General features: G+C 64.0%; 12 protein-coding genes and 1 tRNA gene. 4 read left to right on the top strand and 9 right to left on the bottom strand.

Features of this window, described 5'->3' with window-relative positions; all coding sequences use genetic code 11:
- Positions 1 to 12: 12 nt before the first annotated feature.
- The 6 genes from Q0L25_RS18275 to Q0L25_RS18250 form a co-directional block, all read right to left on the bottom strand.
- A complete protein-coding gene (locus Q0L25_RS18275; RefSeq protein WP_296616765.1) occupies positions 13 to 2265 on the bottom strand; it encodes a TonB-dependent receptor in 2253 nt (750 codons plus the stop codon).
- Positions 2266 to 2596: 331 nt separating this feature from the next.
- Positions 2597 to 3532: an RcnB family protein gene (locus Q0L25_RS18270; RefSeq protein WP_296616763.1), complete on the bottom strand. Its 936-nt coding sequence runs from the start codon at positions 3530 to 3532 to the stop codon at positions 2597 to 2599.
- A 133-nt stretch (positions 3533 to 3665) separates the two neighbouring features.
- Entirely contained in the window at positions 3666 to 4151 is a 486-nt protein-coding gene (locus Q0L25_RS18265) for a GAF domain-containing protein (RefSeq protein WP_296616761.1), read from the bottom strand.
- 82 nt (positions 4152 to 4233) lie between these two features.
- The gene (locus Q0L25_RS18260; protein WP_296616760.1) at positions 4234 to 4911 is read right to left on the bottom strand and encodes a hypothetical protein; all 678 of its coding nucleotides are present in this window, start codon (positions 4909 to 4911) and stop codon (positions 4234 to 4236) included.
- 11 nt (positions 4912 to 4922) lie between these two features.
- A complete protein-coding gene (arfB, locus tag Q0L25_RS18255) occupies positions 4923 to 5342 on the bottom strand; it encodes an alternative ribosome rescue aminoacyl-tRNA hydrolase ArfB (RefSeq protein ID WP_296616758.1) in 420 nt (139 codons plus the stop codon).
- Positions 5335 to 5988, bottom strand: a complete 654-nt coding sequence (locus Q0L25_RS18250; RefSeq protein WP_296616757.1) for an RluA family pseudouridine synthase — start codon at positions 5986 to 5988, stop codon at positions 5335 to 5337. Before Q0L25_RS18250 ends, arfB begins: the two co-directional genes overlap by 8 nt.
- Before the next feature lie 71 nt (positions 5989 to 6059).
- Between Q0L25_RS18250 and Q0L25_RS18245 the strand changes: the two genes are divergently transcribed.
- Both Q0L25_RS18245 and Q0L25_RS18240 read left to right on the top strand, forming a co-directional pair.
- A complete protein-coding gene (locus Q0L25_RS18245) occupies positions 6060 to 6842 on the top strand; it encodes a M15 family metallopeptidase (RefSeq protein ID WP_296616755.1) in 783 nt (260 codons plus the stop codon).
- A 110-nt stretch (positions 6843 to 6952) separates the two neighbouring features.
- Entirely contained in the window at positions 6953 to 7975 is a 1023-nt protein-coding gene (locus Q0L25_RS18240) for an oxidoreductase (RefSeq protein ID WP_296616754.1), read from the top strand.
- Here Q0L25_RS18240 and Q0L25_RS18235 read toward each other — a convergent pair.
- The gene (locus Q0L25_RS18235; RefSeq protein ID WP_296616753.1) at positions 7972 to 9036 is read right to left on the bottom strand and encodes a citrate synthase/methylcitrate synthase; all 1065 of its coding nucleotides are present in this window, start codon (positions 9034 to 9036) and stop codon (positions 7972 to 7974) included. The two genes, Q0L25_RS18240 and Q0L25_RS18235, sit on opposite strands and share 4 nt — an antisense overlap.
- 78 nt (positions 9037 to 9114) lie before the next feature.
- Here Q0L25_RS18235 and Q0L25_RS18230 point away from each other — a divergent pair, with 78 nt between their 5' ends.
- Positions 9115 to 10248 carry a citrate synthase gene (locus Q0L25_RS18230; protein ID WP_296616751.1) on the top strand — a complete coding sequence of 378 codons (1134 nt, stop codon included), beginning with the start codon at positions 9115 to 9117 and terminating at the stop codon, positions 10246 to 10248.
- Between the two features lie 51 nt (positions 10249 to 10299).
- Here the strand turns inward: Q0L25_RS18230 and Q0L25_RS18225 are convergent, their stop codons facing one another.
- Complete coding sequence (locus tag Q0L25_RS18225; RefSeq protein ID WP_296616750.1) at positions 10300 to 11298, bottom strand: DUF2171 domain-containing protein; 999 nt, start codon at positions 11296 to 11298, stop codon at positions 10300 to 10302.
- A gap of 252 nt (positions 11299 to 11550) precedes the next feature.
- Here Q0L25_RS18225 and Q0L25_RS18220 point away from each other — a divergent pair.
- Positions 11551 to 11626 (top strand) — tRNA-Ala (locus tag Q0L25_RS18220).
- A 53-nt stretch (positions 11627 to 11679) separates the two neighbouring features.
- Here the strand turns inward: Q0L25_RS18220 and Q0L25_RS18215 are convergent.
- Positions 11680 to 13242, bottom strand: coding sequence for a recombinase family protein (locus tag Q0L25_RS18215; RefSeq protein WP_296616748.1), 1563 nt, complete (start codon positions 13240 to 13242; stop codon positions 11680 to 11682).
- Between the last annotated feature and the right edge of the window lie 263 nt (positions 13243 to 13505).

Below are 13505 nucleotides of genomic sequence, written 5' to 3'. Positions count from 1 at the left end.
CCGTTGCGCCGCTCAATAATGCGCGCGGAGGTAGAGGCCATAGGTGCGCGGCGGCCCGACACTGACAACGTCGAAACCCAGGCTCGCGATCGGTGTGATGTCGGAGATGTTGGTCTCTCCGAAGATGTTTTTGCCCCACACGCCAATCTCGAGCTTGTTGCGAACGAGCTGCACACCCAGCCGCCCGTCCACATAGACCCTCCCCTGATCGCTTAGCCGGGGCGTATTGGCGGTGTCGAAGAACACCTTGCTGCGATAGCTCGCGCTGACATTCGCGACGATGGCGCCGAACGATACCGGCTGGGTATAGTCGACCGCGGTCTGAATGCTGATCTTGGGCGCCGACGGCAGGGTGTTGCCCGTATAATTGGCGCCGGCCGACACGAAGTTGCGGTAGGTCGCGTTGAGATAGGCCGCGTTCATCGAGATGGTCAGACCGCGCGCCGGGGTCGCCTCCAGCTCGAGCTCGCCGCCGTACATGCGCGCGGCGGACGCGTTGGTGAACAGCTGGCGCGTGATGAAGCCGTCGATGACCGTCGTGTACACCTGAAGGTTCTGATAGTCGTAATAGAAGGCGGCCAGGTTGGCGCGCAGGGTGCGGTTGAGCAACTCGGTCTTCAGGCCGGCCTCATAGGCGTTGACGGTTTCATCCTTATAGGGTCCGATATCGGCGATATTTCCGGTCTGGCCGCTGAAGAAGCCGCCGCTTTTCGTTCCCCGACTGTAACTCGCATAGGCGTTTACGTCGCGGGTGAAGCGATATTGCAGCCCGAACTTGCCCGACACCGAATCGAATGTCTTGGAGCCGTCGAAGGTGAAGAACGGCGTGGCGGTATTCGTCTCTCCGCTGAAATAGTGGAAGTCCTTATGGTCGGCCGAATAGCGGAGTCCGACCGTCGCGGTCAGCCGGCTGGTCAGGTCGTAGTCGAGCTGGCCGAAAGCTGCATAGCTGTCGGTCTTCTGCGCCAACGGCCAGACGAAACGCCCGATCCCCGACAATGGATCGGCGGGCAGGATCGCGAGCACGTCATAAGCGGAATTATTGGTCAGATCGTCATGGGCGTAATAGAGGCCGAACACATAACGCAGCGCCGGTTTGCCGCTCGATTGCAAGCGCAATTCCTGGCTGAACGTATTCTGCCGCGCGATGTAACTGGCGGTGATGACCGGCAGCGGATTGGCGTCGGTCTCTTCCTGGTCGTTGCGCTTGGCGTGCTGATAGCCTGTCACCGAGATGATGTCCGCCGAACCGAGATTGATGGTCAGCGTGTTCGCGACGGTGAAGAGGTCGACCTTGTCCTTCCCCTCGAAGCTGTAATCGCCTTCATAGAGGTTCTTGCTGGCATTGGCGTAGCCGAGCACGTTGGTACAGTTCGCGGTGCCGTAATAAGCCGGCGCACAAAGGCCGTCGGGTCCCGCGACGTCCGGGCTGACCGGAAACAGGGTGCGGTTATAGGCCCAGATCGACCCCCCGCGCGACTTGCCGAAGGTAACGGCGAGATCGTCGGTGATCGAACTCGACGGCGTGAAATGCAGGCTGCCACGCACCGCCCAACGGTCGGTGTCGTTGCCGCGATGGCCCGTCAGGCGGTTGACCGAATAGCCGTCATCGCGCTGATAGAGGCCGGCCACCCGCACGGACAGCAGGTCCTTGGCCAGGGGCAGGCTGACCCCGCCCTGAAGATTGACCGAATTGAAATTGCCATACTCGCCCAGGAAGTCGGCCTCGACTGCGTTGCCCGGCTTGCGGCTGGTGACGTTGACGGCGCCACCGGTGGTGTTGCGACCGTAAAGCGTTCCCTGAGGACCGCGCAGCACTTCGGCCTGCTGGAGGTCGAAGAATGCGAAACGCTGCGCCAATGGGGATCCGACATAGACGCCGTCGGCATAGATGCCGACCGCGCTGGCGGTTGCCGGGTTGAAGTCGTTGACCCCGACGCCGCGGATGAAGATGCGCGGATTGGCGCCGTTATCGTCCGACTTGATCTGCAGACCGGGGGTCGCGTTCGACAGGTCGACCAGATCAAGGATGCGCTTGTTCTCCAGCGTCTTGCCGGTCACCGCGCTGACCGCGACCGGCACGTCCTGGAGATTTTCGGAGCGCTTTTGCGCCGTGACGATAATGTCACCGACCCGCGGCGCATTATCGTCGGGCGGGACAACCGCCGCTGCCGGAGGGTTACTCTGCGGCGCGTCCTGCGCCGAAGCTGATCCAGCCCATGCAAGGGCCACCAGCGAAACACCAACCCCGACTGCTCGACGCATAACCACTCCTTTTTCGAGTGAGGACGCCTAACGGTAGCATGAACTATCGTAACTGCAAGGTGGAGACGTTTGCGCGCAATTCCCTTTGCAATACGTAATGTTACGGATGCTTGTTCAGGGTCGACGGCAGACCGGGGGCAAATAATTTTGCTGTCGGCACAATCAGAAAGCTCGCGAAATGGCGTCCGCGAATCAGGCGTCTTGTCATCGTGAGCTTGATCGCGAAAAGCCGGATTGCCCTGTTCGCGGCAGGCGCGGAGCCGCCCTGAAACGGAACTGCCCGCCGTCGCGCTAGCGACGACGGGCAGCGTCCCCCCAAGGAACCGTCAGATCAGCGGCAGACGTAGGTGCAGGTGCAGGTGCACCGCACCCTGGGCCGCCACTTCTTCTTCACCGGCGCGCGGTAGACCTTGCGGGCCACCGGGCGGTACGTCTCGGTGATATATTCGGTGGTGGTCGTCGTGGTCGTCGCGCCCGGGATCACAATGGTGGTCGTGGTTCCTGGCGGCGTAAAATAGGTGCCGGCATAGCCGCCGCGATAGGCGATGGCCGGCGCAGGCGGGGGCGGCGGCACGGCGCGATAATCCGTACGCTCTTCGTAATAGCTGCTGTTGCCGCCATAGCCCGGCGCGGCATAGTCGGCGCCATAAGCCGGAGCCGGGCCGCCGAAATTCGACCCGGAGACATAGCCATAGCTGTCGTCATAGGCGTAACCGTCGTCATAACGGTCCCAATCGACGTCATAGGCGCCGTCATAGACCACGCCATAACGGTCGACGAGCAACGCGTCGTTGTAATAGCGCGTCCAATAATAGCCGGCGGGCGGCGTCATCAGCCCGTAGAGCTGCCAGTCACCGATGATGAAATTGGACGACAGCCAATAATTCGGGATGCGCTTGCCGCGCTTGATGCGCGAATAGCCGTTCCAGCCGCCGGGCGCCTGGACGCCGGCCCACCAATAGCCGCCGACGCGATTGCCCCAACGGCTGTGATGGCCGTTCCAGTTTCCGCGCCATTGGCCGCCATTGTTCCAGTTTCCTGGGTTGCCGGGACGTGGACCATTGCCGTTCCAGCCGCCCGGGTTGGCCGGACGCGGTCCCTGCCATTGGCCGGGATTTGGGCGAGGCATGGGCCGGCCTTGCGGCGCAGCCTGGCCGCCCCTCCAGCCGCCGGCGGGCGCCCCGCTGCCGCCGAGTCGCTGGGCATCGGCGGCGCCGCCGCCAAAGGCCAAAGTGGCCGCAACCGCAGCAATCACGAGGGTTCGCATGGTTAACACTCCCTGTTACTCGGCGCGACTATTAACCAAGCCGGCGCGATCAATCTTGGGAATGAGTACCAAAAACCCCGATTTTCCGCCAGTTTTTCGCCAGCGTTATGTTTGTCCCGATCTGGATCAGGATTCAGCTGTTAACCCTATCCGTCAACAATCGGGCGATCTGTTCGATTCCGGCAGCATCCTCTTCATCGAAGCGAGAGGGTTCGGGACTGTCGAGATCGATCACCGCGACGACGCGATCGCCTGATACGATCGGCACCACCAATTCGGCGCGGCTCGCGGCATCGCAAGCGATATGACCGGGAAATGCATGGACGTCGGCAACCAGCTGGGTCTGCCGCGTCGCCGCCGCGGCACCGCAGACTCCCCTGCCGAACGGAATGCGGATGCATGCTGCCTTACCCTGGAACGGTCCCAGCACGAGCTCGTCGCCGACATTGCGGTAGAAGCCCGCCCAATTCAGGTCCGGCAGATATTGCCAGAGCAGAGAGGCGACGTTGGCCATGTTGGCAACGCCGTCGGGTTCGCCCGCCGTGACCGCGTCACAAGCGGCGAGCAGGTCGCGATAGAGGTCGGGCTTTGAGCCGGCGGCGATGTCGAAGGCGTACATGATGCGCGATGTAGCGATCGCAGCGGTCGAGCGGGAGGGGTGGAATGTTCGCCAGCCCGGAACGCCAGGGATTGGGTGGATCTCAAGCGGGTTTCTTTTCCGTCCCTCCGGTCCCGCCAGCATGCCGCACCGGGTACTTCTCCAGGGCACGCTGCCACGAAACGCTGTCGGTCAGACGGGATTGCACAATGCGGAGCTTTTCCCAGCCGGGGAGCTGATGGAGCAGGCGCCGCGTGGTGTCGACCAGCACCGGCGGGATGGTCGGACTGAAGGTGATACGGCTGACGGCGCTCCGGTCGAGCGGGATGTGGATCACGTCCTCATCGTCCCCGCCGACCGCGACCGCGCGAAATTCGGCCTCGTCGCGAAACCCCGCGCGCTTCATGAACGGCAGCCGATGGATGTCGCTGGCGTCGATCGTCGCGATGTCGGCGATGCGGACATAGTCGACCGGCCCGATCAGGCAATTGGGGCGACCGTCGAACATCGCGCAGAACCGCGCCTTGTCGAAATGAACGCAGACACCGGCCGATCCGCCGGCGAATACCTGCCAATGGTGGAAGGTTTCGGGCGCCTCGGTCAGGCAAACGGCGCCGACGAAACCGTGGCCGAGATGCTCCTGATAGACCGCCATCGCCTTGCGATCGTTGGCATCGACCCAGGCGGACGGACTGACGAGCGTGATCCGCTCGTTCATCAGCATGTCGATCGCCACCGGCAGGCTGGTGTAACGGCGCAGGCTCGGGCTGGGCTTGGCCATCCTCTATCCCCTCAGTCGATGCGGACCTTGCCGCGTCCAGCCTTCACTGTGCTGCGACCTTTCTTCTCGTCGACCCGCCGCGCCTTGGCCGCGCGCGATGGTTTGGTCTTCACGCGCCTGGCCTGGCGGACATGCGCAGAGCGGACCAGGTCGGCGAGCCGCTCGCGCGCATCCTGGCGGTTGGCCTCCTGCGTCCTGAAACGCCGCGCAGTGACGAGCAGTTCGCCCCCGCCGGTCATCCGGCTGCCGGCCAGTTCCTTGAGCCGCTCATAGGCATAAGGCGGAAGGCCGAGCGCGAAGACGTTGACGCGAAGCTGAACCGCGGTCGCGACCTTGTTGACGTTCTGCCCGCCCGGCCCGGTCGCGGCGAGGAAGCGTTCTTCGACAATGGCCGTATCGACTCGGTCGACCCAGCCGTCTCCGTCACTCATGACCGAAGCCCGCAGCAGCGAACCGCTCGGGGATCGGAGCGACTGCGTGGATCGCCGGCTTGCCGTCACGAGGGACGATCAATTCAGCGGCGTGGAGCAGCATCCCGGCCTTGTCAGCGCGGCCATAGACCGGGTCGCCGACCACCGGGATGCCAAGCCCCTCGAGCGCGTGGACGCGAATCTGATGGGTGCGGCCGGTCGCTGGACGGAACTCGACCAGGGCGCGTTCGCCGGCAGTGCGGAGCACGCGCCAGGCAGTGCGCGCGGCTTTGCCATCGGGCGAACCCGTCATCCGCCACCCCTCTTCGCGAGACGAGACCTTCGCGAGCGGAAGGTCGATCACGCCTTCCGTTCCATCCGGCACGCCTTCGAGCACCGCTAGATAGCGTTTCTCGACGCGATTGGCCTCGAACGCCTGTTGCAGCCGGGCGTGAGCCTTGGGGTTGCGCGAGAGCAGCAGGCAGCCCGACGTATCCTGGTCGAGCCGATGCACCGCCATCGGCCAGCGTCGGAAACCGAACGTCAGGCTGTCGAGATGGTTCTCCAGACTGATCCCGCCACGGCGCGGCGGATCGACCGGCAGGCCCGCGGGCTTGTCGATCACCATCGCCTCGCCGTCGAGAAACAACACCTTATCCGCCAGCATGGCCTACCCCTTGCCACTCAAGCCGCGCCCGTGCCAGTGGTTGCGTGCTTTGTTTCCCCAGGAGCGTGTTGATGCCGTTGCGGTGGCTGCTGGTTGCCTTTTCCCTGTTCGCTCCTGCCACGGCTCTCGCGCTGACCCCCGTTACCTTGTGCAACGGGCAGACTGTCGAGCCGCTGCCCGACGGCCGTGTACTTGGGCATATTCCCTATCCCGATGGCAATCCGGCCGACATGGTCACGATTCCCGGGAATTTCGGGATGGGCCGGCCCTGCCAACTTCATCGTGATGCCGCAGCCGCAGTGACCCAGTTGCTCGCCGCCGCCGATCAGGTGCCGGGGGTCAAAGGCAGGCTGCGCGGCATATCCTGTTTCCGCACGACCGAACGCCAACGCCAGATCTTCTGCAGCCAAATCGGGCCGGGCAAAAGATGCAAGGACGCCGCCGAGCGCGCCAAGAGCTCGGCCCCGCCCGGCTATAGCGAGCATGCCACGGGCTATGCGCTCGATTTCGCGGTTCGGCCGCTGGCACCCGGCTGCGGCGATGTCAGCGATTGCATCGCCAATTCGCCGCCGGGTAAATGGCTGTTGGCGCATGCAACCGAATTCGGTTTCGAATTGTCGTTTCCGCCGGGCAACGAGCAAGGCGTGACGTGGGAGCCGTGGCACTGGCGTTGGGTGGGCGTCAGTGCGACCGTGCCGGGCGCGGCGACGGCGCGAACCGTGTTCGCCACGGCGCGCACGCGCTTTCCAGCATCGCCGGGCATTCCCGATCTATCGCCCGAATGGCGAGAGGCGATTCAACCATCGCCCTCGCCGCTTGTCCCGCCGGCGCCAACGCAAACCTGGCCGAAATAGATTCACGATCTGCGGCGGTTATATACGCGGAGGTTCGAGACTAAACACGATCCTCCTGTACTTCATCGACCGAGCACAGACGGACGATTGACGAAAGAGCGGGCACGGCAATGCGGGACATCGGCGTCGGTTTGATCGGCTACGGCCTGGCGGGCCGGGCCTTTCATGCGCCCTATGTCCGTGCCACCACAGGGATGGCATTGCGCGCGGTCGTCACGCGCGATCCGGCGAAGGTTCATGTCGACCTGCCAGACATGCCCGTCGTTCCAGACGTCGCGGCACTGTTGGCCGAGCCGGAGATCGATCTGATCATCGTCGCCAGCCCCGATCCGCTCCATGCCCAACATGCAATTGCGGCGCTCGAGGCCGGCAAGCATGTGCTGATCGACAAGCCGTTTGCCACCAGTCTAGCCGACGCACGCCGGGTAGCAATGGCGGGCGAAACGGCGGGCAAGCAAGTGACCATATTCCAGAACCGCCGCTGGGACGCGGATTTCCTGACATTGCGACGCTTGATCGCGGAAGGTTTGCTGGGCGAAATCGTCCAGTTCGAGAGCCATTTCGACCGCTGGCGCCCAACGCCCACCGGTCTGTGGAAAGAAGCGCGAGAGGGCGGTGTCTGGCTCGACCTGGGCCCCCATCTCGTCGATCAGGCGGTGATGCTGTTCGGGCGGCCCGACGGCATCAACCTCGACCTGGCGACCCTGCGCGAGGGCGCACCCTCGCCCGACTATTTCCATGCCGTGTTGCGCTATGAGCAGCGACGCGTGATCCTGCACGCGACCAAGCTTGCTGCGCAACACGGCCTGCGCTTCGCGGTGCACGGCATCCGCGCGAGTTGGATCAAGCATGGCAGCGATCCGCAGGAAGCCGCGACACTCGCCGGGCGCGCGCCCGAGGGAGAGGATTGGGGAGTCGATCCGATCGAAGGCGCGCTTACGATCGGCGAGGATGGCGCCACAATATCCGTTCCCAACGAGCGTGGCGATTACCGGCAGTTCTGGCGGGCGCTCGCCGCCTCGATACGTGGTGACGGCCCAAACCCCGTGCCGCCGAGCGAAGCGACTACGGTGATGGAAGTGCTCGACGCCGGCCTGCGCAGCGCCGCCATGCGAGTGGAGGTTGCGCTCTAAGCGGCGCGGGCCCTGCCCTCCTCGACATAGACCGACTTCGGCCTGATCAAACGGCCGGTGAGCGCTTGCTCGCGGGCATGAGCGATCCAGCCAACCACGCGGCCCATCGCGAACACGCCGGTGAAGCTTTCCTTTGGAAAGCCGACCGCTTCAAGCAGCAATGCGGTGTAGAATTCGACATTGGTTTTGATGACACGGCTTTGCTTGCGCTGGCGCAAGGCGGCGAGCGCGACGCGTTCGACCTGCTCGGCGAATTCCAGCCGGCCGCCGACACGATCGATCGTGTGGAGTGCGGCCTTCAAGGCATCTGCGCGTGGATCGCGGACGCGATAGATGCGGTGGCCGAAGCCCATCAGCCGCTCGCCGCGATTGAGCGCCTGGTCGATCCAGGCGCGCGCGTCTCCTTCGTCCGCGATCGCATCGAGCATTTCGATCACCGGCCCGGGGGCGCCGCCATGGAGCGGGCCCTTCAGCGCACCCAGTCCCGCCAGCACCGCCGACGTCAGCCCGGCCTGGGTCGACGCGACGACGCGCGCGGCAAAGGTCGAAGCATTGAGGCCATGGTCGCTGACGGTGACCAGATAGGCGTCAAGCGCCGCACCACCTGTATCGCGGCCAAGCATCCGCACCACATCTTCGGCGTGCCCGCGCGATGGATCGGGGGCCATTGGACCCTCTCCGGTCGACTGGCGAAGCAGAGCGGGGATCAGCACGGCAGGCGCGGCGACCAGGCGTAGCGCGTCGTCGAGCGTTATCCCGTCGGGCAGCGGCGCGAGCGCGGCACGCATCGCATCATAAACGGGCAGGTCCGCCAGCAGCGGCAGCAACGGACGCGCGCGGTCGAACGCGTCGACGCGCGCTTGCCCCAGCGTCGCGGCCAAGCGCTCGGGGTCTGGCAGGTCGTCAAAGAAACCGCCGAACAACAGATGCACGGTCTGTTCGAACGTCCAATGTCCGGCGAGCGCCTCCAACGGATGCCCGCGAATGATCAACCGCCCCGCTTCGCCATCGACATCGGAGAGCACGGTTTCCGCCGCGACGACATCTTCCAGACCGTTCATCGATCGACCTCCTTGACGTGACGCGGGCCACATGGTCGTGTCGCAACCGTCAATCAATCTTGATCAAGTGAATCAATCATGCGCGAATGGCTGTCCCGCGAAGAAGCATTGGCAATGCTGAGCGTGCGACCACAGACGCTCTATGCCTATGTCAGCCGTGGATTGATCGAGCGGCGCGCCGAGGCGGCCGATCCGCGCCGCAGCGAATATCGCGGCGACGACATCCTGGCGCTGACCAAGCGGCGGGCGCGGGGACGGCGGACGGCATCGATCGCGGCATCGGCCATGGCCTGGGGCGAGCCGGTCATCCCGACGCGGATTTCGACCGTGGCGCACGGCCAGTTGATCTTTCGCGGACACCGGGCAAGCGAACTGGCCGATCACGCGACCCTGGAAGACGTCGCGGCGTTACTGTGGGAACGGCCGGTAGCAGCGTTCCCGATGGGGTCGGACGATAGCGATCCCTTCCGAGCGCTGGCGGCGCTGATAGCGGGCGCCAAGCCGATGATCGGTCGCGCGTCGAGCAAGCTCGCGCAGGAAGCGGCCGCTGCGATCGCGGCGATCGCCGGCACGTTCGGCGCGGTCGGCGACGGGCCGATCCACGAGCGCCTGGCGCGCGGCTGGTCGCTTGATGCGGCCGGCACCGACCTCGTCCGGCGCGCATTGGTTCTGCTCGCGGATCACGAACTCAATCCCTCGACCTTTGCCGCGCGGATCGCGGCGTCGACCGGATCGCCAATGGCGGCGTGCCTGATGGCAGGTTTGTCGACCTTGTCGGGGCCGAAACATGGCGGTGCCGGTACCGCGCTCGCCGCGCTGGCGGCGGAAGCCAGGGCGAATGGTGTCGAGGCGGCGGTGGCACGGTGGCTGGCGGCCGGGCACGGCCTGCCGGGGTTCGGACATCCCCTCTACCCGCACGGCGATCCGCGCGCCGCCGCTCTGCTGCCGCTGGTCACGCTCGACCCGGCGCTCGTCGAGCTGCGCGACGCCGTCGTCGATGCGACCGAGGCTCTGCCCAATATCGACTTTGCCCTGCTTGCAATATCGGTCGCCGCCGGCCTGCCCGCCGACGCGCCGTTCCAGCTCTTTGCCACCGCGCGCGGGGTCGGCTGGGCGGCACACGCCATCGAGCAATCGGCCAGCGCCGCGGTGATCCGGCCGCGAGCTTATTATCAAGGGCTGACGGTCGATGCGGCTGGAAAGGGCCAATAGCGGGACATGAAATGGGGCCCGGACGGTGTTGTCCGAGCCCCTGCGGCTTGCTCAATAGGTGCCCGAGAAGCTGCGATTGAGGATGCGGCCATCGCCGCCCTCCTCCTGATCACGGCCGGCGCTGTCACCGCCGAAGAACGCGCTCCGCTCTTCGTCACGCCAATGCGCCTTGGCCTCCTCGGCTGTCTTGCGCACGATCACCTTGTCGTCGACGCGGTCGATCCAGCGCGACGGGATCGAATGATGGCGCCCGCCGGCGTCTGCATCGCTCTTGGTCAGCAGGATGCGATCGCCGCGGACCTTGTCGACCGTGCCGATATGTTCGCCGTCCGAGCCGACCACGTCCATATGCTCGGTGACGCGCTGCAGGCTCGATCGCTGCGTCTGCCGTTCGTTGCGCCAGCTGCCGAATTCGTTCGAGAAACGCTGCTGATTCTCTCGGCGATATTCGTCATAATCGCGATCAAGTGCAGCGATCTGACCGGCGCGCCAGCTGTGATAGTCGTCGTCGCCGCGATAGCCGCCCTGACCGCCATAACGCTGATCATAGCGCTGATCCGCTTCACGCCGGCGCTCAGCCTCTTCGTCGCCGAACCAAGACCGTACTTCGTCGCCGGCACGCGCGAAGAAATTGCGGTCGTCATAGCTATAGTCGCGGGGGTCACGGTCATATCCGCGACCAAAGCTCCGCCGACCGCGATACATATCGGAACGCCCGTAATCGCGATCGTCGTCGCGGCGATCGCCGGGGTCGGTGAAGCGGTTGCGATCGGACGCGTAGCCGCCGCGATAGCGTGAGCCCGAGCCGTAATCATATTCGCGATTGGCAAAGTTCGAGCTGCGGCCCCGGCTGTAATAGCCGCGGTCATAATCGTCGCGATCATAATCCGCGCCTCGGCGCGGGCCGATCATGCCGGCGGCCTCATATTCGCGCGCGCTGGTATAGGTGCGATCCTGGCCCGAGCCATAATCGCGACCGTAATTGTCGTCGCCGGGTGCGGAATAATCGCCTTGCAGCGAATTGCCGCGAGGGTAGCGTTCATATGCCATCTGGCGGGTCCTCTCATCGGGTTTGGACGGCGGGCGCGGCAAAGGGGGGAACCGCGCCCGCCTGCGCTCCTAAACGGGGTGCAGAGGCAGCCAGTTCCGCAATTCAGCGACCGCTTGATGCAGATTAACGAGGTTGTCCGTCAGCTGGGCGCGACCTGTTTGGCCAACGCGGCAGACCGCGTGTTGCAAAGCCGGAAAATGGTCGCTAGAGGCTCGCGCTCCCAAGGGCGGAAGCGCCCTTGCGGCGTGGGCGGGGCTGTAGCTCAGATGGGAGAGCGCTGCAATCGCACTGCAGAGGTCAGGGGTTCGATTCCCCTCAGCTCCACCACGCCCGGTCAAAAGTAGGTACCGGGCGTGGTGATTGCCGCTGATTGAAATCGCTCACTTCTTTCCTCCTCCAGTAACGACCTCACAGAGGTCTGATTTAGCGCCCACGATGGCGATCTCCTCGTCGCCGACGATAATTTGCTGCACGAATGAGCGAACGATGCGCTTCTTCAGTGCGGGCTTGCTTCCCTCTAGCTTGACTCGAAGCACGTTGGCCAGTTGGGCGGCTTCTTCGAGCGTTACCGCGCGTACCTCTGTTTCGACGAGGCGTTCTTGCGCCGAAATCAGGTCGGCGACCCGCGTACGCTCCGCTTCGATTGATTGCACAGTTTTCTTGAACGTCTCGGACGGCTGCACCACCCCATTGGCGAGCGCGCTCATCATACGTGCCAGCTTGTTGCTGGACTCCGTCAACTGGGACTTCAGCCGAGCTAACGTGGTTGTGGCATTTTCGGCCCCTGATTTCCTCGCTGCCGACACTTCTCCGATGATGGTCTGCACGCGTTCGGCAGTCAGCAAGCGATCCAGAAGTGCTTCCATCACCAAGGCGTCGAGTTGGGCTTCGTTGATTCCTGCCGTAGTTCCTCCAGGACAACTGCCAGTCCGCGCCCGGGTCCCACACCGGAAGTATGCGAAGCGTCCATATTTGGCGGTCAGGCGCCTCATGGGAGAGCCGCAACCGCCGCAGATCACGAGACCGCTGAGAAGAGGATTGCCATTCACCAACCGGGGAGCGAAATTCGCCGGAGCCTGAAGCGCCAGCTTCGTTTGGACGCGCTGGAACGTCTCTTCGCTTATGATGGGCGGCACAGACTGACAGATCCACTCCTCTCTCGGCCTGATCGTGCGGGTTTGGCTGTCCCTGACATTGTAGTACGCCCGACCAACGTACACCTCGTCCTTGAGGATCTTCTCAACAAGACTCACCTGGAAGGTCCGACCGGCTGCGTTCTTGAAGCCATGATCGTTGAGATAGCGAACCGTATTCTTGATCCCCAGCGGGCCGTTGACACCGTCACCCTCAAGGTAGAGCTGGAAGATCAGCCGGATCGTCTCTGCACCTTCAGGGTCAACCTCCAGCTTCTTCTTCGCCTTATGGCCGCGCATCTCGGCGACCACTGAGCGGTAGCCCAATGGGGCAGCTGAGCCGTTCCAGAATCCCTGACGATGGTTCTCCAGCATCGTTCGACGTACGTGTTTAGCGGTTTCTGCGCTGTTCAACTCGTCGGTAAGGGCCATGATGCGGCGGGTCAGGTCACCAGCGGGTCCATCCCCAAAGTCCTGGGTGATGGAGACTAGTTCGACACCATTTTTGCGCATTTTGCGCCCGTACCACTCGAACAGCATCTCATCGCGGGCGAAGCGCGAGTAGCTATGGACGAGCAGTTTGCGAAACGGCGGCGGCTTCTGAAGCGCTTGATCGATCATCGCTTGGAATACCGGGCGCTGGTCCGTGCGGCCGCTCGCTCCCCGCTCTTCGAATTCCTGCACCAGCAGCCAGCCCTTCTCGTCGACGTACTTCTGGATGCTGTTTCGCTGGTCGAGGATCGAGAGACCTTCCTCGGCCTGCCGGCCCGTCGATACGCGAAGGTACGAGGCGACAGGAATCGCGTTCACTGCGTCTGGTCCACGAGCAGATTGTCATTCGCCGCAATCAGCGAGCCGAACACCTCCACCTCCGCCGTAGAAACGACAATGTCGGCAGGGAAACTGATCGTGAGCCGACGACGAGCGGCCGACGTGTGAGACCGAAGAAGCTGGCGCTCGCGGCGACCCACGGGCAAGTTAGGCTCCATCTGTTAACCTCCGTTTTACCGACCAGCCGGCCAATCCCGTCTGACGCGAGTACTCCGTTACAGTAATCGCTGTAACGTTACAAT

This window comes from Sphingomonas sp. (assembly GCF_024508665.1).
In the GTDB taxonomy this organism is placed as follows: Bacteria; Pseudomonadota; Alphaproteobacteria; order Sphingomonadales; family Sphingomonadaceae; genus Sphingomonas.
Note: the sequence above shows the minus strand (reverse complement) of the source record. Positions and strands in the feature narration are given on the sequence as shown.